General features: G+C 68.0%; 27 protein-coding genes. 7 read left to right on the plus strand and 20 right to left on the minus strand.

Going from position 1 to position 23,833, the window contains the following annotated elements; translation table 11 throughout:
• Positions 1-32: 32 nt before the first annotated feature.
• A complete protein-coding gene (locus E3O19_RS16815) occupies positions 33-1,469 on the minus strand; it encodes a nitronate monooxygenase (protein ID WP_241981457.1) in 1,437 nt (478 codons plus the stop codon).
• Between the two features lie 339 nt (positions 1,470-1,808).
• On the opposite strand from E3O19_RS16815, the gene E3O19_RS16820 reads away from it, so the two are divergent.
• Together E3O19_RS16820 and E3O19_RS16825 are read left to right on the plus strand one after the other, a co-directional pair.
• The gene (locus E3O19_RS16820) at positions 1,809-2,201 is read left to right on the plus strand and encodes an Asp23/Gls24 family envelope stress response protein (protein ID WP_241981458.1); all 393 of its coding nucleotides are present in this window, start codon (positions 1,809-1,811) and stop codon (positions 2,199-2,201) included.
• 102 nt (positions 2,202-2,303) lie between these two features.
• Positions 2,304-2,567 (plus strand): GlsB/YeaQ/YmgE family stress response membrane protein, encoded by a 264-nt coding sequence (locus E3O19_RS16825; protein ID WP_134569439.1) that lies wholly within the window; start codon positions 2,304-2,306, stop codon positions 2,565-2,567.
• Between the two features lie 74 nt (positions 2,568-2,641).
• Here E3O19_RS16825 and E3O19_RS16830 read toward each other — a convergent pair whose 3' ends face one another.
• Positions 2,642-3,163 carry a DinB family protein gene (locus tag E3O19_RS16830; RefSeq protein WP_134569440.1) on the minus strand — a complete coding sequence of 174 codons (522 nt, stop codon included), beginning with the start codon at positions 3,161-3,163 and terminating at the stop codon, positions 2,642-2,644.
• A gap of 9 nt (positions 3,164-3,172) precedes the next feature.
• Complete coding sequence (locus E3O19_RS16835; RefSeq protein WP_134569441.1) at positions 3,173-4,504, minus strand: serine hydrolase domain-containing protein; 1,332 nt, start codon at positions 4,502-4,504, stop codon at positions 3,173-3,175.
• Between the two features lie 164 nt (positions 4,505-4,668).
• Here E3O19_RS16835 and E3O19_RS16840 point away from each other — a divergent pair, with 164 nt between their 5' ends.
• Entirely contained in the window at positions 4,669-5,085 is a 417-nt protein-coding gene (locus E3O19_RS16840; RefSeq protein ID WP_134569442.1) for a DUF4383 domain-containing protein, read from the plus strand.
• 59 nt (positions 5,086-5,144) lie between these two features.
• Complete coding sequence (locus E3O19_RS16845; RefSeq protein WP_134569443.1) at positions 5,145-5,396, plus strand: hypothetical protein; 252 nt, start codon at positions 5,145-5,147, stop codon at positions 5,394-5,396.
• Between the two features lie 155 nt (positions 5,397-5,551).
• Here E3O19_RS16845 and E3O19_RS16850 read toward each other — a convergent pair whose 3' ends face one another.
• Positions 5,552-6,862: an ATP-dependent DNA helicase gene (locus tag E3O19_RS16850; protein WP_134569444.1), complete on the minus strand. Its 1,311-nt coding sequence runs from the start codon at positions 6,860-6,862 to the stop codon at positions 5,552-5,554.
• 140 nt (positions 6,863-7,002) lie between these two features.
• Here E3O19_RS16850 and E3O19_RS16855 point away from each other — a divergent pair, with 140 nt between their 5' ends.
• A complete protein-coding gene (locus tag E3O19_RS16855) occupies positions 7,003-8,046 on the plus strand; it encodes a hypothetical protein (RefSeq protein WP_134569445.1) in 1,044 nt (347 codons plus the stop codon).
• Between the two features lie 5 nt (positions 8,047-8,051).
• Here the strand turns inward: E3O19_RS16855 and E3O19_RS16860 are convergent, their stop codons facing one another.
• The 5 genes from E3O19_RS16860 to rpmB form a co-directional block, all read right to left on the minus strand.
• Positions 8,052-10,046: a bifunctional copper resistance protein CopD/cytochrome c oxidase assembly protein gene (locus E3O19_RS16860; protein WP_174776958.1), complete on the minus strand. Its 1,995-nt coding sequence runs from the start codon at positions 10,044-10,046 to the stop codon at positions 8,052-8,054.
• A 118-nt stretch (positions 10,047-10,164) separates the two neighbouring features.
• The gene (locus E3O19_RS16865) at positions 10,165-10,452 is read right to left on the minus strand and encodes an HU family DNA-binding protein (protein ID WP_134521924.1); all 288 of its coding nucleotides are present in this window, start codon (positions 10,450-10,452) and stop codon (positions 10,165-10,167) included.
• A 269-nt stretch (positions 10,453-10,721) separates the two neighbouring features.
• The gene (gene rpsN / locus E3O19_RS16870; protein ID WP_134569446.1) at positions 10,722-11,027 is read right to left on the minus strand and encodes a 30S ribosomal protein S14; all 306 of its coding nucleotides are present in this window, start codon (positions 11,025-11,027) and stop codon (positions 10,722-10,724) included.
• A gap of 2 nt (positions 11,028-11,029) precedes the next feature.
• Complete coding sequence (rpmG, locus tag E3O19_RS16875) at positions 11,030-11,197, minus strand: 50S ribosomal protein L33 (RefSeq protein ID WP_104099752.1); 168 nt, start codon at positions 11,195-11,197, stop codon at positions 11,030-11,032.
• The gene (rpmB, locus tag E3O19_RS16880; protein ID WP_104099753.1) at positions 11,197-11,433 is read right to left on the minus strand and encodes a 50S ribosomal protein L28; all 237 of its coding nucleotides are present in this window, start codon (positions 11,431-11,433) and stop codon (positions 11,197-11,199) included. Before rpmB ends, rpmG begins: the two co-directional genes overlap by 1 nt.
• 502 nt (positions 11,434-11,935) lie before the next feature.
• Here rpmB and E3O19_RS16885 point away from each other — a divergent pair.
• Positions 11,936-12,469, plus strand: a complete 534-nt coding sequence (locus E3O19_RS16885; RefSeq protein ID WP_134569447.1) for a hypothetical protein — start codon at positions 11,936-11,938, stop codon at positions 12,467-12,469.
• A 177-nt stretch (positions 12,470-12,646) separates the two neighbouring features.
• Here E3O19_RS16885 and E3O19_RS16890 read toward each other — a convergent pair whose 3' ends face one another.
• From E3O19_RS16890 to E3O19_RS16930, 9 genes are all read right to left on the minus strand, one after another.
• Positions 12,647-13,045, minus strand: coding sequence for a Fur family transcriptional regulator (locus E3O19_RS16890; protein ID WP_134569448.1), 399 nt, complete (start codon positions 13,043-13,045; stop codon positions 12,647-12,649).
• Positions 13,042-13,848 (minus strand): metal ABC transporter permease, encoded by an 807-nt coding sequence (locus E3O19_RS16895; RefSeq protein ID WP_134569449.1) that lies wholly within the window; start codon positions 13,846-13,848, stop codon positions 13,042-13,044. Before E3O19_RS16895 ends, E3O19_RS16890 begins: the two co-directional genes overlap by 4 nt.
• Positions 13,848-14,717, minus strand: a complete 870-nt coding sequence (locus E3O19_RS16900; protein ID WP_198413941.1) for a metal ABC transporter permease — start codon at positions 14,715-14,717, stop codon at positions 13,848-13,850. The genes E3O19_RS16895 and E3O19_RS16900 overlap by 1 nt, the downstream gene beginning before the upstream one ends.
• The gene (locus E3O19_RS16905; protein ID WP_241981459.1) at positions 14,718-15,509 is read right to left on the minus strand and encodes a metal ABC transporter ATP-binding protein; all 792 of its coding nucleotides are present in this window, start codon (positions 15,507-15,509) and stop codon (positions 14,718-14,720) included.
• A 7-nt stretch (positions 15,510-15,516) separates the two neighbouring features.
• Positions 15,517-16,521, minus strand: coding sequence for a metal ABC transporter substrate-binding protein (locus tag E3O19_RS16910; protein WP_198413942.1), 1,005 nt, complete (start codon positions 16,519-16,521; stop codon positions 15,517-15,519).
• 100 nt (positions 16,522-16,621) lie between these two features.
• Positions 16,622-18,016 carry a dihydrolipoamide acetyltransferase family protein gene (locus E3O19_RS16915; RefSeq protein WP_134569450.1) on the minus strand — a complete coding sequence of 465 codons (1,395 nt, stop codon included), beginning with the start codon at positions 18,014-18,016 and terminating at the stop codon, positions 16,622-16,624.
• Positions 18,017-18,131: 115 nt separating this feature from the next.
• A complete protein-coding gene (locus E3O19_RS16920; RefSeq protein WP_134569517.1) occupies positions 18,132-19,091 on the minus strand; it encodes an alpha-ketoacid dehydrogenase subunit beta in 960 nt (319 codons plus the stop codon).
• A gap of 95 nt (positions 19,092-19,186) precedes the next feature.
• The gene (locus E3O19_RS16925) at positions 19,187-20,314 is read right to left on the minus strand and encodes a thiamine pyrophosphate-dependent dehydrogenase E1 component subunit alpha (RefSeq protein ID WP_241981460.1); all 1,128 of its coding nucleotides are present in this window, start codon (positions 20,312-20,314) and stop codon (positions 19,187-19,189) included.
• A gap of 4 nt (positions 20,315-20,318) precedes the next feature.
• Positions 20,319-21,425 (minus strand): histidinol-phosphate transaminase, encoded by a 1,107-nt coding sequence (locus E3O19_RS16930; protein WP_134569451.1) that lies wholly within the window; start codon positions 21,423-21,425, stop codon positions 20,319-20,321.
• Positions 21,426-21,509: 84 nt separating this feature from the next.
• Here E3O19_RS16930 and E3O19_RS16935 point away from each other — a divergent pair, with 84 nt between their 5' ends.
• Positions 21,510-21,902: a phage holin family protein gene (locus E3O19_RS16935; protein ID WP_134569452.1), complete on the plus strand. Its 393-nt coding sequence runs from the start codon at positions 21,510-21,512 to the stop codon at positions 21,900-21,902.
• 43 nt (positions 21,903-21,945) lie between these two features.
• Here the strand turns inward: E3O19_RS16935 and E3O19_RS16940 are convergent, their stop codons facing one another.
• Positions 21,946-23,418 (minus strand): alpha/beta hydrolase family protein, encoded by a 1,473-nt coding sequence (locus E3O19_RS16940; protein WP_134569453.1) that lies wholly within the window; start codon positions 23,416-23,418, stop codon positions 21,946-21,948.
• Complete coding sequence (locus tag E3O19_RS16945) at positions 23,415-23,792, minus strand: hypothetical protein (RefSeq protein ID WP_134569454.1); 378 nt, start codon at positions 23,790-23,792, stop codon at positions 23,415-23,417. The genes E3O19_RS16940 and E3O19_RS16945 overlap by 4 nt, the downstream gene beginning before the upstream one ends.
• Positions 23,793-23,833: the final 41 nt, after the last annotated feature.

Raw genomic sequence — 23,833 nt, forward strand, 5'->3', positions numbered from 1 at the left:
CAACGTGCCCAGCGGGCTGGGCGCGCGCGGGCTCAACGCGCGGCGGGCACCCGGCCGAGGAGCCAGGCGACGACATCGGCCGCGCCCCAACCCTCCGGATAGGCGGCACGGAGCGCGCCGGCACCCTCGACGTCGTTGCCGAGGGTGAGCAGAGGGGATTCGACATACCCGGTCTTGCGAGTCTGGCCCAGTCCGACGGTCGCCGTGAGCGCATTACACAGGCAGGCCCGGCCGACCGTGTCCTCGGCGGTGCCGCCCTTGCGCACGTACATGTGCACCGGCTCGCTCGGGCAGCGGAAGCCCACGACGCCGTCCTTTCGCTCGTAGGGTTCCCGCAGGTAGCTGAGGTCGCAGAGGCGCACCCGTTCGTCGTAGACCGCGGCCACGGAGAGCGTTCCCGGCAACTGCGCGACCTTGAACGGGAATCCGGTCGGCGAGGCCGCGGCATCCGTTCTGATCGACAGCTCGCCGTCGCCGAGCCGGTCGAGCACAGCGTCGCGCAGGGTGTCGGCGAGGCCGGACTCGCGGCTGAGCGCGAACACGGTACCGACCTGCACCCCGGCCGCACCGGCCAGGAGTGCCTCGGCCACCCGTTCGGGCTGGCCGTAGCCTCCAGCGAGCCAGAAGGGCAGCCCGAGTTCGGCGATCTTCTCGAGGTTGGCGTCGTCGCGAGGCCCATATATGGGCTGCCTGTCGTCGTCGAGGGTGAGCCGGCCGCGCGGCGGCGCATTGTGGCCGCCGGCGGTCGGGCCCTCGATGATGAAGCCGTCCGGGCGGATCTCTTCGTCCCTGGCGAGGTAGAACGCGAGCACATGCGCGGCAACGATCGCGAGGAATTTCGGGCGTTGCAGGGCCGGAAGCGCCTCGCCTAGCAGGTCGACCGGATCGACCCCGACGGTGTGCACGGCCTCCGAGCCGGATACGTCGATGGTGACCCGACCCTCTCGGCCCGCCGCGAACTCATTCAGGAGGTGCGGGATTTCCCGTGGAATTCCTGCTCCCATCAGCACATAATCTACGCCGGCCAGCATCGCCCCCAAGGCGGCGGCCGGGGTGGCCAACTGCACCTTCTCCATGTAGTTGATGCCGACACGGCCGTCGTGACCTTCTTTCGCCAGCCAGACCTCAACGAAGTTGCCCAGCACACTCAGCTCTTGCTGCTCCCGGGTGGGGTGCAGCGACAGCTTCGGCACGGGGAGGTAGGAGCCGCCCTCTGGCCGGCCGTCGACCAGGAAGAACCTGGCCAGCACACGCTCCGCGATCGCAGGCACCGGGAAAGCGTCGAGGGCCCGACGGATGTCGCCGGTCAGGTCGCCGTCCTGCAGCCGCCGGGTGAGCACGGTATCGAGGGCGATCCCGGACACAACGCCGAGCTGGTCGGCCTGGGACACCGTGCGGGCGAGCTGCCACGACGAGACGGCCATGCCCATGCCGCCCTGGATGACGATCGGCAGTGAGTTTTCGAGCACGAGGGCCTCCGTGGGTGTTGCCTGGGGCCCGTGAGTTCTGGGTTGCCGAGCCGGTTTCAGCTTAACTCAGGGCATATGCCGGACCAGGAGTGCAACTTCGCAGAGAGGGCGGCGGGCAGCGGCACCCGTGGCCCGCGGAGCGGTGGCGCGCCGTCTCGGCGAGCGGTGAGCGGACCACGCCGGATTTTCTCCTCTTTCAGACTTTTTGCAACTTCGACGTGACGAATCCGTCCGGGCTAACGTCTTAGTAATTGACCAACAGCGGTCGCCGCCCTTTTAGGGCGGGCAGGCCGAGAGAGACTGGAGTTCACCATCGTTGACACCACCGCATTCGAAACCGTGGCAGCCTCCGGCACCGGCAAGACCGTGATCGCGGACAGCGTTGTTGCGAAGATCGTGGGGATCGCCGCACGGGAGGTTCCCGGGGTCTTCGCCCTCGGAGGTGGCGCCGTGCGTGCCCTCGGGGCCATCCGCGACGCCATCAGCGGAACCGACCTGTCCCAGGGCGTGAGCATCGCCGTCGACGAGACCCGGGTTGCCGTGGAGATCTCCCTGGTCGTGGAGTACCCCCACGAACTGCAGAAGGTTGCCGACGATGTGCGGGCCGCGATCACGCACGCGATCCACGCGATCGTGGGCATGCAGGTGACCGCCGTCGACGTCACCGTCAAGGATGTTCACTACGCCTCGAACACAACCGACGAGCCGGAGACCCCGGCCGGCCCCGCGTAACCCCCGCCGACCGAACCAGATCGACCCGCGCTGCGGCGCCCCAGCACCTGCACTGACCCAGGGTCCACCGACCCGACTACCCCACAAAAGAAGGACACACCCATGAGCTTCATCGGATTTCTGATTCTCGGACTTATTGCCGGCGCCATCGCAAAGGCGATCCTCCCCGGCCGTCAGGGCGGCGGCTGGTTCCTTACGCTGATCCTCGGCGTGATCGGTGCATTCCTGGGCGGCTGGCTCGGCTCGCTCATCTTCGGGGTCAACCTCGGCGACTTCTTCTCGATCTCGACCTGGCTCCTCGCGATCGTCGGATCGATCATCGTGCTCCTGGTCTACGGCGCCCTCGCCGGACGCCGCCGAGCCTGACCGGCACGACGGCCTCCCAGCCGCAAGCGGGCGCACCAGTCCTGGTGCGCCCGCTTTTTCGTGCCCGGCGGAGGTCAGCCGCCGTCCACGTCATGCAGATGATGCACCGGGTCGTGCACGAAGTACCGGCCCAGGGTCGCCACTGTGAAGACGGCGCCGTCGCTTCGGCGTCCGGTGCGCCCCACGTCGCCTGCCGCAACGTTTGCGAACGCGTCGGCGACGGATGCGGCGGCCTCGGTGATTTCCCGGGCCACCGCGGCCGGTTCCTGTTGGTTATAGCGGTTCGCGATCGCCGTCGCGTCCTGGTCCCAGTTCGGGAACGCTGGGTTGTCCTGGGTGAGCATCAGCCGCAAGCGCGCCTCGAAGATGCGGAAGACGTCGCATACGTGGGCCGCGTACTCCAGGGCAGACCAGGTGTGGTCGTTCGGGCGCACGGCGACATCCGTGCGGTGCAGCACCGGAATCCAGCGGGCCGCGTTTCGGCGCACGAGCCGCGGGATGTCGTCGAAGTCCACCTCCGCCGCGGCGAAACCGCATTCGGGGCACGGGGTCTCGAGCACCCAGGTCCAGTCCTTCGTGTCTGCTTCGATTGCCATGGGCAGATCCTATCCGGCGGGCGCCGGCGCAGCGGGCGGGGCGCAGGTCGTCCCCGCGCGGGTCGCTTCCGCCGCCTCCTCTTCGGTCCACGGCAAGGGCGTCGATGGTGCGGCGGCCGGTGGGGAATCCACGACGTCGGTGCCCGCCGTGGTGGCGGGCTCCGGCACAGCCCACACAATGGCTGCGAGGCGCCGCGCCACGGCCTCGGCGAATCCGGCCCCGTCGGTCGAGTTGTTGAAGGCGACCACGATCGTGAGGCCACTGACCGGATCAGAGTAGGCGGCCGAGATGAACCCGGGGATCGCTCCGGCGCGCCCGCGGAGCGGACCGACCTGCTCGGCACCGAGGCCGTAGCGGCGCCAGGCGGGCGCGTCGGCTCCTTCCGCCACGGTCGCCCACTGCGCCGTCGCGGTGGCGTCGGTGAGCAGGGAGCCTTCGGCGAGGGCGCTCACCCACTTCTTCTGGTCGGCAAGAGTCGACACTGCCCCGGCCGCCGCCGCACCCATTGACGGCGACAGCTCGGTCACGTTGAGCACGGTGTCGCAGAGGGGGCGCGCGGCCGCGTCGAGCGTGGCGGCGAATCCCTGTGGGTGCGCGCCAGGCAGGCCCAGCTCATTCGAGTCGGGCAGGCTCGTGCCGGTCATGCCCAGCGGTTCGAGCACCCGGCTCCGATAGAGCGACGACAGGTCCTGGTGGGCTGCCGCCTCTAGGGCCATCCCGAGCAGCACGACCCCGGTGTCGGACTGCGCCCAGGCGCCACCGGGTAGCGCCACGCGCGGTGACCCCATCCCGCTGGACACGACCTCGCGTTCTGGCCAGATCCGGGTGGGATTCTTCACGAATTGCGGGAGCAGGTTCCGGGTGTAATCGGCCAGGCCGGACGTGTTCCGGCACAGTTGGCCGAGAGTGACCCCCTCGAGGCCAACAATTCGGTCGAGGTAGGTCGAGACCTGGTCGTCGAGTTTCACGGTGCCCTCGTCAACGAGCTTCGCGAGAACGGTGCAGGTGAGCGTGGTCGTGTTCGTGCCGATGCGGTAGCTCATGGCCGTGCCCATGGGTACCCCGTTCCCCGGCGCCGTGGTTCCCGGCGACACGACCCATTGCCCGGCCCACGGCGCCCATACGCCGGCAAGGGCTCCGCTGGAGCCGGACTGGGTGATCGCTTCGGCGAGGGCGGCGTCCAGGCGGCCGGCGACCTCCGTCGGGAAGGGGGCCCGCACCTGCGGGTGGCTGTTGCCGACGGCACCAGCTGTATCCGTGCATCCGGTGAACAGAAGGGCTGCGCTCACGGCGAGTGCCGCCACGGCGTACCGTCGGGGCGCCCGCCCAACGTTGGTCATGGCATCTCGACGTTCATTGCGTTACCCCCGTCATGCTGGCCCCGGTACGACGGAGTGTACCCAGGACGCGGATGCTGCGGGTGCTTTGACCAAACCGAATCGCCCGCAACTCCGAATAGTTATCGTGCACGGATCGACCGTGACACCAAACAGGAGGTCTTCTCATGCGCACATCACCCAATCGTCTCGTCGCAACCGTCTTCGGTGCCGTCTACCTGCTCGTCGGACTGCTCGGCTTCGCCGTGACCGGCGGCATCAGCTTCATCGCGACCGAGGGCGGCCTGCTCCTCGGCCTCTTCGCGGTCAATCCGCTGCACAATGTCGCTCACCTTCTGATCGGCGCCGCGCTCCTGATTGCCGGGCTGGCCAGTGTTCCCGCGGCGAAAGCCGTCAACACCACGATCGGCGCGGTCTACTTGCTGCTCGGCATCGTCGGCTTCTTCATCGCGAGCACCGCGCTGAACATCCTCGCCCTGAACACCCCCGACCACTTCCTGCACCTCGCCAGTGCGATCGTGCTGCTCGGAGCCGGACTCGCCACCGACAAGGTTGTCAACCGCAACCGCACCGCCACGGCCTGATCGGCCACGACCTAGCTGACACCGACCTCGCCAACACCCGCTCCACCGCAAGAAACGCCATGACCTCGACCGGCCGCCTCTGGATCACCTTCGTCGCCATGGGCGCCGACACGATTCACCTCGCGGTTGGGGCGAGCGCCACGGTGCTCCTCGGGATCGTCATGGTCGGGTTCGGCGTCGCCGAACTCGGCCGGGGCGTCGCGACGCTGGTACGCGGGCGGCTGGTCGCCCCGGATCTGGCCTTGTTCGGCGCTCACACCGTTCCCCGCGGCTCCCACGGCTCCATCCATCGCCTCGCGGCGCGGGTTTGAGACGCGGGCGCACGTTCGATCGTGCGCCCGCTTCCTCAATCTGCGCCGCGACGCTCGCCTGCGGGGTGCGGCGCGGGGAGTGCACACGTGGCGCGGCGACCGAGCGAGAGCGAGAGCGAGAGCGAGAGCGAGAGCGAGAGCGAGAGCGAGAGCGGTCAGCCGGGCAGGGCGGGCAGGGCGGGCAGGTCGCCGCGAGGACCGTTCATGAAACGCTGCACGTTCTCGTCCACGATGATATCGCTCGGCCGCAGCGGGCGGGTGAGGTACAGTCCGTCGAGGCTGGTTAGCCGGCTCAACGCGACATAGGTCTGGCCGGGGCTGAACACTCGTGCCCCGAGGTCCACGATAGCCCGCTCGTAGGTGGCACCCTGCGACTTGTGGATGGTGACCGCCCACGCCAACCTCAACGGGAACTGCGTGAACTCGGCCACGACGTCCTTGCTCAATTTCTTGGTGGTCTGGTTGTAGGTGTACTTGAACTTCTCCCACACGGCGGGCTCCACCTCGTGGGTCACCCCGTCGATGTCCACGTAGACCGTCGAGTCCACCCGGGTGACGGTACCGATGCTGCCGTTCACCCAGCGCGGACCGCCGTCTTGCGGGGAATCATTGCGCAGGAACATGACCTGCGCGCCGACCTTGAGCTCGAGCACCTCATCGGCCGGGAACGTGCGCCCGCCGAAATCGCCGGTGACGTCCGCCTTAGCCGTGAGCGCCTTCCCGGAGAGTCGCTTCAGGGCGGCCGCATTGATCCGGTTCACGGAATCGTTCCGGGTCGCCAGGGTGATCACGCCCTCCGTCGGGGGCTTCCGCTCCCCTGCCGCGTTGAGCGCTCCCCCGATCTCCGGCGTAACCCGGCCGTGGCGAACGGCGTTGAGCATGAGCTTGAAGTCCGCATCGTGCTGGCGGTGCACCTCGGTGAGCTCGAAAATGCGCAGGTCAGCGTCCCGCCAGACCTTGGCGTCGAAGAACCACATCGACCGGTACGTGTCGGCGAAGTAGGCGCGCTCGTCAGAGTCCCCCGGAACAGGGGCAAGCTGGTACGGATCGCCGAAGAGCACGATCTGCGCCCCGCCGAAGGTGTCGCTCGGCCGCTGCCGGGCCTGGCGCAGGCTGCGGTCGATCGCATCCATCAGGTCGGCATTGACCATGGACACCTCGTCGATGACCACGGTGTCGATCGTGTTGAGCAGCTTGCGCAACTGGTCGTTCTGGTCGATCGGGTGATCTGCGATCACACCGATCGGCAGCCGGAACAGCGAGTGGATGGTCTGGCCGCCAACGTTGAGGGCGGCGACGCCGGTGGGCGCCGCAATGACGATCTGCTTGCTGGTGTTCCAGGAGAGGTGGTTGAGCAGCGTTGATTTGCCCGTTCCCGCCCGCCCGGTGACAAAGACGTTCTGGCGGGTGCCTTCGATCGCCTGGAACACCTCGGCTTGTTCGCGCGACAGCGGGATCTCGGACACGTAGGACGCTTTCGGTCGGTGAGGACGGGACAATCCACTGTATCCGCTGTCCCGCGACCGGCAGCCGCCAACACCCTGCCTGTGCACTCCGGGAAGAGCGGGTGCCTGCCCGCGGAGCCGCGACATGGGAGGATGTTGACGTGAGCAATGGGGACGGCACGGGCCGGAGCAGCCGGCGACGCGCCATCCTCGCCATGGTCGTGATTGCCGCCCTGCTCTGTGCCGCCTTCGTGGCCGCGATCGGTGCGCTCAACCGCGACCTGTACAGCGCCGGCGGTTTCGTGCGCCAGTATCTTGAGGCCGTCGCCCGGCACGACACCACCAGCGCTCTGCAGCTGCCCGGGGTCGAACTCACAGACAAGGCGCTCACGGCCGCCAAACTTCCCGGGGACCTGCCGGCCACCCTGCTGCGTCCAGCGGTGCTCGGCACGCTCACCGACCTCCGTCTGATCAGCGACACCGAGGACGAACCGGGCCGACACACGGTCGCCTACGGTTTCCGGCTCGACGGGAAGCCCGCGTCGATGGCATTCAGCGTGGCCCACACCGGCACCTTTGCCGGGGTCTTCGACAGTTGGCGGTTCGCCGTCAGCCCCCTCGCCGTGTTGCAGGTCACGGTGCTGCACGAGGCGTCCTTCACCGTCAACGGTCTCACCCTCGACGCGAGGGCGCATGCAGCGGCCGACGCCCCGGCCACCTTCTCGAACCAGGCCGCGTACCTCGCGTTCGCGCCCGCGGTGTACTCCATCGCGCACTCATCGACTCTGCTCACCGCCCGGGCCCAGCAGATCGCGTTGACGAAGAACGGGGCCGCGGCTGTCACTGTCGACGCCGAACCGAACAAGCTGTTCCTCGATCAGGTGCAGACCGAGCTGAACGGCTTCCTCGACGCCTGCACCACCCAGAAGGTGCTCCAGCCGTCGAATTGCCCCTTCGGCATCGAGATCAACGACCGGGTCAAAGGCGTCCCGGTCTGGACGATCGCGGCCTACCCGGTGGTTGCCCTGACCGCGGGAGCAACCACCTTCGAGATGGCCGACACCACCGGTCAGGCCCACATCGTCGTCGAGGTGCAGTCACTGTTCGACGGCGAGGTCACGACGAGGGACGAGAATGTTCCGTTCGCGGTGGCCCTGAGCGTGACAGTCAGGCCCGACGGATCACTGGCGATCCAACTGCACTGATGCGTTCAGACCAGCCGGTCGCGGGAGGCCAGAGCGGCCAGCTGGTCGTTGTACCGCTTCAGCTCCGCCTCGCCGGTGCGGTCGGCGTTGCGGTCTGTCCGCCGGGATTCCTTCTCGTCACTCCTGCTCCACTGGATGGCCACGGCGATGGCCAGTGCGATCGTCGGGATCTCGCCGACGCTCCACGCGATGCCGCCGCCCATCTGCTGGTCGGCGATGCCGCTGAGACCCCAGTCCCGTCCCATCGCGCCGTACCAGTCGGAGAGCAGGAGCCCGGTGCCGGTCATCAGGGTCACCCCGAAGAAGGCGTGGAACGCCATCGTACCGAGCAACAGGAGTAACCGGCCGGCATAGGGCAGCCGATAGGGCACCGGGTCGATTCCGATCAGGGACTGCACGAACAGGTACCCGGTGATCAGGAAGTGGACCACCATCCACTCGTGGCCGATGTGGTCGGTCGTCGCCCAGCTGAACAGGGTGGAGTAGTAGAACACCCACAACGACCCGGCCCAGAGCCCGGCGGCGACGAGCGGGTTCGCGAGAACACCCGCGTACCGGGAATGCACGGCCAGCAGTATCCACTCGCGTGGGCCCCTGCTGTCGTCCTGACGCTTACGGATGGCCCTGGCCGCGAGAGTCACGGGCGCGCCGGGGACGAGGAACACCGGCACGAGCATCGTCAGCGCCATGTGCATGAGCATGTGCGACGAGAACAGGTAGTTCGCGTAAAGGTTCGCACCGCCGTTGGTGATGTAGAACAGGATCAGCATGCCGATGACCCAGAGCACGGTGCGGTAGATCGGCCACTTGTCGCCGCGGCGGTGCAGGCGCGCCACCCCCGCTAGGTAGAAGAAGACCCCGAAGGCGCAGAACAAAACCCAGGCCAGGTCAAAGTTCCACTCGGTGAAATACCGGCCGAAGGTGAGTTCCGGCGGAAGAACCTCCCCCGTCAGGATCTGGGCGGGGGTCGCGGTCGGCACCGACGTCGCCACAATCTGGGCGACCGGGGTGGCCGTGCGCGCGAGTGCCGCCGCGACGCCGGAGGCCAGGCCCATGAAGCCCAGTTCGGCCACGACGAGCCACCAGAACCAAGTGCGTGACCGGGCGTCGCCCGGCTGCGCGCTCCGCTGCATCCGGGACACGAGGAAGCGGCGCTGCAACACCCCGTACCCGCCGAGGGCGATCAGCGCGACGACCTTGACCAGCACGAGAATGCCATAGGTCGTGAGCAGCCGCTCCCAGGTTCCGATCCGGAGTTCGGCGCTGACGTAACCGGTGGCCGCGACGACGACGAAACAGACCATGGCCAGCGAGGAATACCGGGCGATCACGACGTCGATCCGGTCGCCGACCAGTTGTGTGCGGAGCACGACGATGGTGAGCAGGCCGCCGAGCCAGACCGCCGCGAAGACGAGATGCAGGCCGAGCGCGGTGATGGCCACGTCGTGTCCCTCCGCACCGGCCGCATGCCCCTGCAGGGCCATCGGAACGAGCGCCCCGACGGCCAGGGCGGCCACGAAGACCAGGGCGGTCTGGTTCCTCACTGCGACGCACAGCACCGTGACCCCCGCCGCGATGAGCGTGGTGCCGAGCCAGGCCTGGCCGAGTTCGATCTGGCTGAAGAACTGGCCGGCGGTGGCACTGAACCGGTCGTCGAAGCTGAGCGGCACGTTCGTCACCTGCAGGAGGGTGAGAAAGCCGGTCACCGCCGCAGCAACCGTGAGCAGGGCTGCGGATGCCGCGGCGAAGTCGATCGCCGTGTTGAATTCCGGCTCACGCGGGCTCAGTGCGAAACAGGTCAGCACGAGCGAGCCGATGGTTCCTGCCGCACCGAGGTTGACGAGAAGCTTCGCCAGCGGAAGACCCCACCGCACGACGGGGCCCGGGTCGGCGAGCAGCTGTCCGGCGGCGCCGCCGCCGTACGCAAGGGCGACCAGGGCCGACAGCACGGCCACGATCAGGAGCACCGCCGGACCGGATATGCGCAGGAGACGAGTCACTGACCCAGCTTATCCGCGCCCCACTGTCGAAAACGCCCGGCCCCTCCTCGACAGACGCGAGGGACGTTAAAGACCGGGGGCGCCGACCGAAGTCGACGCCCCCGGCATGAAAGCGAGATTACTTTGCGGCGGCCTTCAGCTTGCTGCCGGCGGTCAGCTTGACGCGGTGGCCCGCGGCGATGGCGATCTCTTCGCCGGTCTGCGGGTTGCGGCCCGTGCGCGCTGCGGTAGCGGTGCGCTCGACTCCGAGCCAGCCCGGAATCGTGACCTTGCCGTCGTGTGCAACGGTGTCGGCGAGGGTTGCGAAGAAAGCGTTCAGAACGCCGTCGACGGCAGCCTGGCTCTGGCCAGAGTCTGCGGCAACCTTGGCAACGAGCTCGGTCTTGTTCAGCGACTTGTCAGCCATTGAGTGTCCTCCTCGGACCTTTGTCTGTAAAAACAGGTTTCAACGTAAACGCGGACGACACCCTCAATGGGCGACTCCGTTGGTCGGTTCGACCGCGTTGAATCTAACAGAGATCCGCCAAAAACCGCGGATTTACGGCGTTTTGAGACGCTTTCACCCCCGGAAGCGGCTCATTTTGCGCTCTCCGCGCAAAACAAAAGGGATGCCGACCGAAGTCGACATCCCCGTCAGTGTTCACAACCCAGGTTTCGAACAGGAATCAGGCCGAATTACCAGCTGGACTTGGTGATGCCGGGCAGTTCACCACGGTGAGCCATGTCGCGGAAACGGACGCGGGAGATTCCGAACTTGCTGAGGTGCCCACGGGGACGGCCGTCAACCGCGTCGCGGTTGCGCACGCGAACCGGCGACGCGTTGCGGGGCAGCTTCTGCAGGCCGAGGCGAGCCGCTTCGCGCGACTCATCCGTGCCGGCCGGGTCAACGAGAGCCTTCTTCAGTTCAAGGCGCTTCGCAGCGTAGCGCTCGACGATAACCTTGCGCTGGTTGTTCTTGGCAATCATGCTCTTCTTCGCCATTTTTAGCGCTCCTCACGGAAGTCAACGTGCTTACGCACTACGGGGTCGTACTTCTTGAGCACGAGACGGTCGGGGTCGTTGCGACGGTTCTTCTTGGTCACGTAGGTGTAACCGGTTCCAGCCGTCGAACGGAGCTTGATGATCGGGCGAACGTCATGCTGCTTGGCCATTAGATTTTCTCCCCACGGGCGAGAAGGTCCTTGACGACCGACTCGATGCCACGAGCATCGATTACCTTGATGCCCTTGACCGAGAGGGTCAGGGTCACGTTACGGCGAAGCGACGGTACGTAGTACTTTTTGGTCTGTACGTTCGGGTCGAAGCGACGCTTGGTGCGTCGGTGCGAGTGCGAAATGTTGTGTCCAAAGCCGGGAACGGCTCCGGTCACCTGGCAGGTAGCTGCCATGGTTCTCCTCCAATACCGAAGGGCGAATGCCCTTCCCAAGATCTCTTGTCGGCCGAAACACAGGCGTTTCCCGGTGAACGGGGAGCCTCTGAAAACGGCAATGCACGCACAGATATGCGCAGCAGTAATCAAGACTAAGGGCATGGCCTCCAATCCGCAAACCGGTGCCCTCCCCGGGCAATACGGCCCAGGGCGTGCATCAAAATCCAAGCATTGACCGACGGGAAGGGCTGGCCCCTGGTGCTGCTGGTCGCTCCGGCCCCTGGTGGTGACACTCCGACGGGCCGCAACGTCCTCGAACGGAGCTTCTGCGACCAGGAACAAGGGCGAAGCATCGCCACCCGCTCCGACAAACTCGGCGTCACCTACCGTGGAGGCGTCCTCAGCGCCATCCCCCAAAGCGTTAGCAGACCCGCCCCTGCTTCACGAGGAAGTGATGCGGGGCCATCACCGGGGATGAAGGCGTCCACTGGGCTGACCGTCCCCCAGGCGAGGGCGAACGATGACGAACCCCACCATAGTGATGCTCAGCACCGCGAGCGGCAGAACGCGCAGGTCGAGATTGAGGGAGATCGCACCGATCGTCAGCGGCTCGACCGCGATCGCCGCCGCACCGATCGACCGCGGCGCGCGCGCGAAGCAGCGCCATCCCGCAGAGCGGCAGGGAGAGCAGCAGGATGAGAAATCCGAGCAAAAAGATCATCCAGGCCAATGCGCGCGCGAACCCCTCTCGCCCTTCGCGGGGAAGGCCGTTGAACAACCAGTACTCCGCGACATTGCCCACCAGCATGAGGAGCAACCCGCTGGCCGGAAGAACAGCACTGACCCGGATCAGGGCAGAGAGTCCTCGCCAGGAGACAACCGTGGGGATAAGCACGCCGGCCAGCCAGCACAACAGGGCCGACGTCCACAGACGATTTCGGCCCACCTCACCGACCGCGCCGTCAAGGTTGTCGCTGCCGATGACTGCGAAGCCCAACCACAGCGCCCCGCCGGCGACCGCCAGAATTCCAGGCAAAACGGGCATCGCCTGTGACGCGCGTCTCATCGGAGCCCGGCGGTCCACCGTGGCCCCCGTTCTAGACAGAGCGTTCTGGCGAGGGCCAGCCCGCCACGAGCTCAGCGTCGAGCTCAGCTCGAGTGTGATCGCGATTGGGAAACACGTACGCAACGCAACCTCCGTGGGAAGAGCACCTCGGACGCTGCGGTTGTCCTAGGCGGTGACGGATGCCGCGGTGCAGGCCGTGCAGAGCCCGAAGATGTCGATCACGTGTGCAGCCTGACTGAAACCGTGCTCCGCGGCCACGTTCGTCGCCCAGTTCTCGACGGCATCCACCTCGATTTCGATCGTGAGCCCGCACCGGCGACAGATCAGGTGATGGTGATGGTCCGTAGTGCTGCACGCGCGGTACAGGCTCTCCCCCTCCGGGGACTGCAGGGAGTCGGCCTCGCCCTCGACCGCCAGGTCGGCCAGGGCTCGGTAGACCGTGGCGAGACCGATCGGCGACCCGGTGGCGTGCAGCCGGGAATGCAAGCCTTGCGCGCTCACGAAGCCTTCGGTGTCGCCGAGGGCCGTGCGCACGGCCTCCCGCTGCCAGGTGTTTCGCTTCATGTTCTCAACCGTAACCGCGCCCGGCCGAGGGAGCGCACGCCGAGGGCGGCCAGAAAGAATGCGGCGGCCGTGAGGGCGATCGCGGGGCCGGCCGCGATGTCGAGCACGCGGGACAGGAGCACCCCACTGATGCCTGCAACCGCGCCGAGCACCGGTGCGACGAGCAATATCTGTGTTGTCGTGCGCGCCAGCAGGCGTGCCGCGGCGGCCGGCGCTGCGATCAGGGCGATGGCGAGGATGGCGCCGACCGCCGGCATGGCGGTGACAACGGTCGCGGTGATCAGCGCCAGGCTGAGGAGCTCGATCGGCCATTCCCGGTAGCCCGCCGCCCGGTAGCCGGCGCGGTCGAAGGTCGAGAAGAGGATCTCTTTGCCGAGGAAGACGACGAAGAGCAGCCCAACCAGGAGCACCCCACCGGCCAACGCGACATCCGCCGTTGTCACGGTGAGGATAGACCCGACGAGGAAGGAGTCGACGTGCACGGGGAGGGCGGGGTTGAGCGATTGCAGGAGAATCCCGAGCGCGAAGCCGGCGGTCAGCACGATCCCCGAGGCAACCTGGCTCCCCTGCCGGCGCACCCGGCCGATCAGCGTCATCACCCCCACGATGGCGATGCTTGCAAAAAATGCTCCCAACGGAATACTCAGTCCGAGGATGGCCGCGGCCACCGCCCCCGGGAAGGTCGCGTGGGTCAGCGCCTGTGCGAAGAATGTGCGCCGACGCAGGATGACGAGTGTGCCGACCAGGCCGCAGAGCGCGCCGATCACCGCGGCGGCCAGCAGTGCCTTCTCGAAGTAGCCCATCAGCGGGCTACTCGCGCGCGCTTGCGCCGGTCGACGGCGAGCCGCGCCACGAGCGCGAGGAAATAACCGGCCACCAGAACGAGCACGACCGTTGCGCCGCTCGGCAGGTCGATTCCGGCACTGACGGATGCCGCATAACCGAGCGTGAGCCCCAGCCAGGCCCCCACGGCGGCGACCGTCGCCGCGATCGGGAAAAGCAGCCAGAGCCGGTTCGTGGACAGCCGTGCCACGGCGCCCGGGACGATCAACACGGCGAGCACGAGCAGCGTTCCGACGGCGCTCGATGCGGCCACCACCACCAGGGCGATGGCGACGTTGAGGAGCACGTCGAGGAGGGTCAGGTGAAAGCCGACCGTGGCGAAGCCGGTGCGGTCGAAGGCCCGGAAGACCTGCTCCTTGAGAGTGAAGCCCACAATGGCCAGTGCCACGGTGCAAATGACGACGGTCTGGATCACCTCGACCGGGCTCACCGTGAGGAGGCGCCCGAACAACAGCTGTTCGAGCTGGCCGACGTAGTTGGTCTGCCGCGACACCACGATGACGCCGATGCTGAACATGGCGGTGAAGACGATGGCGATCACGGCGTCGATCGCAACGGCTCGGCGGGTCATCAGGGCCAGCACGACGGCGGTGACGACGGCGGCGATCATGGCACCGGCGAAGAGTCCCTCGCGGCCGCCCCAGACGAAGCCGATGGCGATGCCGGGGAAGACGGCGTGGGTGAGCCCGTCGCTGATGAATTCGAGTCCGCGCAGGTTCACGAGCACCCCGACCACCCCGGCGACCAGGCTGAGCACGAGCAGAAGCACCAGGGCGCGGGCCATGAACGGCAGGGTGAACGCGTCGAACAGGGCGCTGGGGATGTCCACTCAGTGGCCAGTGTGGCCGGGGACGACGACGGTATGCTCGTCCATCTCGACGCCGACGGCTGTGAATGTGCGCTGAACGTTCTCCAGGCTCAGCACCTGGTCCGTCGGCCCGAAGGCCACCTGGCTGCCATTGAGCAGGAGCACGTCCTCACAGACGACGCGGGCGAGCCCGAGGTCGTGGGTCGAGACCAGCACGGCCACGCCGTCGTCTTTCAGCCGCTGCACCGTGCCGACCAGCGCCTCCCTGTTCTCCTGGTCGAGTCCGTTGAACGGTTCGTCGAGCAGCAGCAGGCGCGGCCCGGCCGCGATGGCGCGGGCGAGGAGGCCTCGCTGCTGCTGGCCGCCGGAGAGCTCGCCGAAACGGGTCTTCGCGAGGTGACCGAGCGCGACGGCGTCCAGCGCCTGCGCCGCCATGGCCCGGTCTCGTTTTCCGGGCAGTCGCAGCCAGCCGAGCGTGCGATATCGGCCCATCAGGACCACCTGCTCGAGGGTGATCGGGAACTCGGGGTCGAGCTCGTCGGTCTGCGGAACGTAGCCGATGCTGCCGGTGGGTGCCGTCGATTCCCCGAGCACTTCCACGGTTCCGGCTACCCTGGTGATCAGGCCGAGGATGCCCTTAAGCAGGGTCGACTTGCCGGAGCCGTTGGGGCCGATCAGCGCCACGGCCTCGCCGGCGGCCAGCTCGAAGCTGATGTCCTCCAGCGCCGGCTTATGCCCGTAGGAGAAGGATGCCCCGGCCACCCTGAGCGCCGCGACGGGGGCCCCGCCCAGCTGAGACTCGTTCTCGTTCACGAGACCACTATTGCAGTTCGGCCGGGACCGCGGAGGGGGTGACGCCCCACGACCGGAGGATGAGCCGCACGTTGTGCAGTTGGGACGAGATGTAGGTGGCACCGTTGCTCCCGGCCGGGCCGAGGGAATCGCCGTAGAGGGCGTCCTCGCCGGAGTAGACGGCCACGCCGGCCTGTCTCGCAATGGTGGCGGCGGCCTTCGGGCTGATCGAGGCCTCCGAGAACACGGCCTTCACGCCGGTGGCCGTGATCGCCGAGACCAGCCGATCGATGGTGGCGGCGCTCGGCTCGGCGTTATCGTCGAAGCTCGGGATGACGCTGCCGACGTAGGTGATGCCGTAGGCGGTCGTGAAGTAGCCGAACGCGTCGTGGTTGCTCACGAGCAGTCGTTTGTCGGCCGGGACCTGGTCGACGTTGGCCCGGATCCACGCGTCGAGCGCGGCCAGCTTCTCGCCGTAGGCGCCGGCGTGGGCTGCGAAGGCGGAGGTGCGGCGCGGTGAGGCGGCGCTGAGCCCTTTCTCGATGGTGCGCACCATGGCCTCGGCGTTGGCCACGTCGGTCCAGATGTGCGGGTTGCCCCCGGCGGAGTCGTGGGCGGCGTCTCCGGCGTGCGCCGTCACATCATTGCCGGCGGCATCTGCCGCGATCGTGATGCCGGTGTCGGAGTGCACGGTGACGCCGTGGAAGCCGGAGGCGTCGATGGCGTCGTTCAGCCACCCCTCGAGTCCGACACCGTTGATCACGAGCACATCCGCCCGGCCGAGCGCGGTGAGGTCGGCGGCCGAGGGGTCATAGGCATGGGCGCTCTGGTTGGGTTGAACCAGCTGGGTCACGGTGACCCCGGAGGTGTCCCCCACCACGTTGCGGGTGAGATCGGCGACCTGGGTGGTCGTGGCCACGATCGACAGGCCGCCCGATGTGCTGTCGTTTCCGGGTGCCCAGGTAGAGCAGCCGGTGAGCACGAGCGCAGCCGCAACGACAAGGGCAGGCAGGGCGAGCTTCGGGGGGATCACACTAAGACGCTACGCTTATTGATAATGATTGTCAAAACCATTACCGTGCGCGATTCGATGCCCGGTGGGCCCGGCGGGAGCGGCAGCTCGGCCCCGGCGGCTATTCGAGGAGCAGCGCGGGCTCCTCGATAATGCTCGCGACATCGGCCAGGAAGCGGCTCGCGACGTCTCCGTCGACGACCCGGTGGTCGAAGCTCGCGCCTATCGTGGTCACGAATCGCGCACGTACCTCGCCGTCCACCACCCACGGCTTCTGCTTGATCGTGCCCAGGGCGACGATTCCGGCCTCGCCGGAATTGAGGATCGGGGTGCCGGTGTCCATCCCGAACACGCCGATGTTGGTGATCGTGATCGTGCCGCCCGACATGTCGGCCGGGGTGGTCTTGCCGTCGCGCGCGGTCATCGTGAGCCGTTCGAGCGCCCCCGCGAGCTCGAGCAGGCTCATGTCCTGGGCCTCTTTGACATTGGGCACGATCAGGCCACGCGGGGTCGCTGCCGCGATGCCGAGGTTGACGTAGTGCTTGATGATGATCTCCTCGTCGGTGAAGATCGAGTTGACCGTGGGGTTGCGACGTACCGCCCAGATCATGGCCTTGGCCATGATCAGCATGGGGGAGACCCGCACGCCGGCGAAGTCGGTGGATGCCTTGAGCCGTTTGACGAATTCCATCGTGCGGGTGGCGTCCACGTCGACGAACAGGCTCACGTGCGGCGCGGTGAATGCGCTGGAGACCATGGCCTGGGCGATGGCTTTGCGCACACCCTTGACGGGGATGTGCTCCTCGCGGTCGCTCGGCCACTCCGGTGTCTGGATGTTGCGGAAGACGCTGGCCTGCGTGGCTGCGCGCAGCACGTCCTCCCGGGTCACGTCGCCGACCGGGCCGGTCGCCTCGACCAGCGCCAGATCGACCCCGAGGTCCTTGGCGAGCTTGCGGATCGGCGGCTTGGCGATGACCGGTCCGGCGGATGCTGTGCGCGGCAGCTGGGGGAGCGGCGCTGCCGCGGGGCGCGCAGCGGCGACGGGAGGGGGGGCGATCGATTCGTGGGCGACGGAGGTGCCGCCGTGGCGTTTGCGCCGGGTGGGCATGGTCGCGGTGGCGCCGCGGCCGACGAGCACTGCGCCGGCCTTCTCGGCCGGTTCGTCGGTGATGGTGGAACCGGCATCCGCTGCCGCGCCGGCCAGCTCGTTCTCCTGAGCGCCTGCGAGGCGGCCCTGCGCGACCGGGGGAGCGGACACCGCGGCATCGGCCGCAGCGTGGGAGACGATCGTGATGATCACGGTGCCGACGTCGACTGTCGTTCCGGGCTGGACCAGGATCTCGCCGACCACGCCGACGTAGGGCGAGGGTAGCTCGACGAGCGATTTGGCCGTTTCGATCTCGACCAGCACCTGGTTGATCGCGACCGTGTCGCCCGGCGCAACCTTCCACTCGACGATTTCAGCCTCGGTGAGGCCCTCGCCGACATCCGGCAGTGTGAAATTCGACACGCTCATGGAGTGCGCTCCTTGCGATTGGTGAGGCGAGACGTACCGTTCCGGTCGGGAGTGCCCGTCGGAGCGGGCGCAATCGACCGGAACGGTCCGGGTCGGGGAAGCCGGCAGGGCATGGTCAGTAGGCGAGGGCGCGGTCGACGGCCTCCAGCACCCGGTCCGGGCTGGGGAGGAAATGCGTCTCCACGGCGGCGGGCGGGAATGGCGTGTCGAAACCGGAGACGCGCAGCACGGGGGCCTCGAGCAGGTAGAACGCCTTCTCCATCACGGTGGCGGCGATCTCCGATCCGACGCTGACGAAGCCGTGGGCCTCCTGGGCGACGACGAGGTGGCCCGTCTTCTCCACCGAGGCGAGGATGGGCCCGTAGTCGACGGGCGAGATCGAGCGGAGGTCGATGACCTCGATGCTGATTCCCTCCGCGGCGGCAAGGTCGGCGGACTGGAGCAGCACGCTGACCATGGCGCCGTGGCCGAGCACCGTGACATCCGTGCCGGTGCGCACAACCCGGCTGGCGTGCAGGGGGATGCCGCTGCTTCCCAGGTTCACCTCGCCCTTGGGCCAATATCGGCTCTTGGGCTCGAAGAAGATGATCGGATCGTCCGAGGCGATGGCTTCCTGCATCATCCAGTAGGCGTCGTGCGGGTTGGACGGGCTGACCACGCGCAGGCCCGGCGTGTGCGCGAAATAGGCCTCCGGGCTTTCCTGGTGGTGCTCGATCGATCCGATGTGGCCGCCGTAGGGGATCCGGATCACGACGGGCATGCACACTCCGCCCTCGTGACGGTTGCGCATGCGGGAGAGCTGGCTGGTGATCTGGTCGAAGCCGGGGAACACGAAACCGTCGAACTGGATCTCGCAGACCGGGCGGAATCCGCGCAGCGCCAAGCCGATCGCGGTGCCGATGATGCCGGACTCCGCAAGCGGAGTGTCCAGTACACGCTTGTCGCCAAACTCGGCGTACAGGCCCTCCGTCACCCGGAAGACACCGCCGAGCGGGCCGATGTCCTCGCCCATCAGGAGCACCTTCGGGTTGTCCTGCATCGCCAGGCGCAGCCCGGCGTTCAGAGCCTTGGTCATCGGGAGGTTGGCCGTTTCCGGGCCTGCCTCTGCCGCCGCGGTTTCCCAGGCAGGTACCGGTGCCGCGTGCGCGGCGGCCGAAACGATCGTGTCGCTCACGCGTCGCCTCCTTCGAAGGATGCCTCGTACCGCTCGAGCCAGGCCTCTTGTTCCTGCAGCAGAGGGTGGGGTTCGGCGTAGACATTGTCGAAGATCACGTTCTTCTCCGGCGAGTGGATCTCCAGGGCGCGGCGGCGCACGTCGGCGGCGTTGTCCTCCGCCTCCTCGTCAACGGCGTCGAGGAATTCCATTTCAACGCCGAGACCCTGGAGGTAGGCGCGGAACCGCACGATCGGGTCCCTGGCCACCCAGTAGGCGAGCTCCTCGGGATCGCGGTATTTGGTGGGGTCGTCGGCCGTGGTGTGGGCGCCCACCCGGTAGGTCAGCGCCTCGATCAGGGCCGGGCCCCTGCCTGCCCGGGCATCGTCAAGGTGCTTGGCGGTCACCGCGTAGCTCGCGAGCACGTCATTGCCGTCGACCTGGGTGCCCGGGATGCCGAATCCGCCGGCCCGCAGGTACAGCGGAGTACGCGACTGGCGTGTCACCGGGACGGAGATGGCCCAGTGGTTGTTCTGCAGGAAGAAGACCTGCGGAGTCTGGTAGCTGGCCGCGAAGACGAGGGCCTCGTTGGCATCGCCCTGCGAGGATGCGCCGTCGCCGAAGTAGACGATGACGGCCTGGTCGGTCTCCGGGTTGCCGGTCGCCGTCGAGCCGTCCAACTGCATTCCCATCGCATAGCCCGTGGCGTGCAGGGTCTGGGAGGCGAGTACGAGCGTGTAGAGGTGGAAATTGCCGTGGTCCTCGGGGGTCCAGCCGCCGAGGGTGACCCCGCGCAGCATCCGGAGGATGTCGACCAGGTCGAGGCCGCGGATCATGCCGACGACGTGCTCCCGGTAGGACGGGAAGATGTGGTCCTGCGGGCGGGTGGCGTGGGCGGAGCCGACCTGGGCGGCTTCCTGACCGTGGCTGGGCACCCAGAGGGCGAGCTGGCCCTGGCGTTGCAGGTTGGCGGCCTCCTTGTCGAAACGGCGGATGACGACCATGTCGCGGTAGAACCGGCGGTAGTCGGCCTCGGTGAGCTGGTCGAGGTAGGGCAGGAACTCCGCGGCGGTTTCACTGGGGGCGAAGACACCGGCGGGGGAGAGCAATTGCACCGTTGGCGAGGCGTTCGAGGTCGCTGACACCGTACTAACCTATCCGTCGGGCCGGATGCCCCGTTGGTAGATCCTCGACAATATCCGCACACATGTCCACGAGCTTTTCCACAGATTCTTCCTCGCCGATCGAGATCCGGATGCCTTCCGGCGGGAACGGTCGCACGACCAGTCCGACCGCGGACAGAACGTCGGCGATGTCCGAGGTTTCCTCGCCGGCGGGCAACCAGATGAAGTTGCCCTGGGGTGCGGGGATGTTCCAGCCCTGCTCGGTGAGCGCGCGCCAGGCCGCGTCGCGCCGCTGCGTGATGGTGCACACCCGCCGCAACAGCTGGTCGGCTGCCGCGAGGGAGGCGATGGCGGCGGCGCCGGCGACACCGGTGACCGACAGGGGGATCGCGGTAGCGCGGGCGGCGTCGAGAATCGGTACCGGGCCCAGCGCGTAACCGACCCGCAGGCCGGCCAGGCCGTACGCCTTCGAGAAGGTGCGCAGTACGACCAGATTCGGGTAGCGCCTGAGCAGTGGCAACCCCGTGACCGCCTCGGGGTCGGTGACGAATTCGGCGTAGGCCTCGTCGAGGAGAACCAGGAGGTTGTTCGGCACGACCGCCATGAACGCCTCGAACTCGTCCGACGTGACAATGGTGCCGGTCGGGTTGTTCGGGCTGCAGACGATGACGACACGGGTGCGCTCGGTGATCCGGGCGGCCATCTCCGGCAGGTCGTGGCCGTGGTCGTCCCGGTTGGGCACGCGCACACTGGTCGCGCCGGCCACGGTGACGAGGCTGGGGTACGCCTCGAAGGACCGCCAGGAGTACAGCACCTCGTCGCCGGGCCCGGCCGCGGCGAGAATGAACTGCGCAAGGAGGGCAACCGATCCTGCGCCGACGTGCACCTCGTCGACCGCCATCTCGTATTTCGCGGCGAGACGCTCACGCAGGGCAAGGGCCGAGGCGTCCGGGTACCGGTTGTACGCGGTCTCGGCGCTGACCGCCTCGATGACGCCGGGCAGCGGGTCGAAGGGGTTCTCGTTGCTCGAGAGTTTGAACGCCGTGGCCGCGGCGGCCTGTCCTTGCCGGTAGGCCGGCAGGGCGACAATCTCAGGGCGCAGGCGGACCGATGGCTGGTCTGATGGGCTCACTCGCCGATTCTACGCCGGGGCATATGCAGACAGTGCAATGCGGTGCGGTCCCCCGTATCCGGTATCCGGTGTCATAGTGGTGGCATGGCCAGATTCCTGATCAAGCTGATCCTCAACGCCATCGCACTGTGGGTCACGACCCTGCTTGTCGTCGGAGTGCATGTGGTGCCCTACGCGACCGACACGGCCGCCGTGCTGATCAGCTACCTGCTGATCGCCCTCATCTTCGGGATCGTGAACGGGGTGGTCGGCGGTTTCGTGCGGGTGGTCGCGTTTCCGCTCTACATCCTCACCCTGGGCCTGCTGGCGCTGGTCGTGAACGGCCTGCTGCTGATGCTCGTCGCGTGGATCTCCGGCCTGATTGGCTTCGGACTCGTCGTCGACAGCTTCGGCTGGGGTGTGGTCGGCGCGCTCGTCCTCGGCATCGTCAGCTGGCTGCTCGGCCTGCTCGCCCGCCCGGCCACCCCCCGGCGGTAGACCGCCGCCGACCCTGAAGCCGGTGGCCGGGCGTCAACCGGGCTCAATTTTCGGATGCCCGCACGCCCCGCCACCGGGACATCGACCCCGGCTTCCCGCCGAGCACCGTTTCCAGTGCCGAACGGAACTCCCGCAGCCGTGGTTCGGGCGAGGCATCCATCAGCCGCGCCGTCTCCCGGTACGCGGAGAGGGCGTGGGCCGGCAGTGCCCGGTCCACGGGCACCGGCTCGGTGGCAAACACCTCGCGGCGCACGACCAGGCGGTCCTCGTCCCGACCTCCCACCCCGCCCAGTGCCGGAACGATGTCGTCGGAGTGCTCGACCGACACGGCGTGCAGGCCCGCCGGAACGTCGACCTGGCCGTTCGGGGCTCCGAAGGTCGCGATCATGACGGTGTTGAACTCCCCGGATGCCGCCAGCTGGCTGGCGACCAGCCCACCCTGGGAGTGCCCGACCTGCACCACCGGGTCGGCTCGTTGCACCCCGGCCTCGCGCATCGCCTCCAGGACGGCCCGGTAGGAGCCGGCGCCCTCCTCCGCCACGGCGGCGACGTTCGAGCTGAGATCCCACGGCTCTCTGGTGACTCCTGGGCTCCACTCGGCCGTGCCCCCGATGTAGACGACCCAGGCCGCGGAGCCGGCCGGACCGTAACGTTCGACCCGCACCTGCGCCCCTCCCGAAACCGCCGCCGGAATTCGGGAGGCAAGGTCACCGAACCCGGTGGGCGGGCCGGCCGGCGTGGGCCCGCCGACCCGGCCGACCGTGACGCCGGTCTCCCTGAGCAGGCCGAGCGGGCGGGCGACAGCCAGCACCCCCGCCGCGGAAGTCGTCACGCCGAGCAGCCCGACACCCTGGTCGCCGAGCGCAAACGACACAGGGAACGGCAGTGCCGTCACGCCGGCCGCCGCGTCGTCGACCGATGAGACGAGCAAGCGCAGCGCGGCGGGCACGATGGGGTTGGTCAGCGCCCGCGGGTTCTGGGCCAACCACCGTGCCGCCGTCGCTGGCGCATCCCCCGGGCGGCTGCCGGTCACAACACCGCTGAGGAGCCAGCCGATCGCCCCGGCGGCGAGGGCCGGCACCGCGGCCAGGACGAGGAACGGGGCCACCCGGCCGATCGCGTAACCGAGCCAGAACCCGCCCAACCCGCCAAGATACTCGGCCGACCGCTCGGCCCTGCCGTAACCCTCTGCCGCAGACACCAGGGCATCGGCCAGGGCTCCGCTCCGCTCACCGACCTGATGGATCGCACGCTCGGCCCCGAACACGCTCAGCCCGATGTCACCGTCGGTCCACTGCGGGGCCGGTACCGGCTCCGAATCGAGCGATCGGATCTGTTCCAGCCGCTCCTGCCAGTCGTCTGCTGCGGCTTGCAGAGTGCGCAGCGTCGCCGCCTCCGCCAGCAGCGCATCCGTGGCAACCAGGGTGCTGCCACCGCCGGAGACGACCAGGTCGGTGGAGGAGCCCCTCTCGCCGCCGCCGGGTACCGGGCGCCCGGTCACCGGCCGCCCGGTCACGCCGACGCCGTGACCGCGGCGATCGCGGCCTCGACGGCCGTGAGCGCATCGTCGAGGTCCCGGCAGGCTCGGCGGAGCTCGTCCACGAGTTCCCGGCGACGTTCGGAGTAGCCGCGTTGAGCCGCCGACCGCCAGGAGCCGCCGAGGTCCGCGGGGAGCAGCCCTCGCCAGGCGAAGTCGACGTCGTCACGGAGCTCGCGCAGCAGCATCCGTCGGTGGCGCAGCTCGGCCAGCCGTCTCTCGCGCCGGGCGGGGTCGACGAGCACGATCGAGCCGGTCTGGATCACGGCGGCGCCTCCCTGGTTGGCTGCCCAGCGAAGCACACCGTGCCCGGCGCCCGCCGAACGTGCGTGGAATTCACCGAATGTCCGCACGGCGGGTGGGTATGGAGGAGGAGATTGGGGACCAGAATGGA

Origin of the sequence: Cryobacterium algoritolerans, assembly GCF_004402785.1 — a bacterium.
GTDB classification, from domain to species: Bacteria; Actinomycetota; Actinomycetes; order Actinomycetales; family Microbacteriaceae; genus Cryobacterium; species Cryobacterium algoritolerans.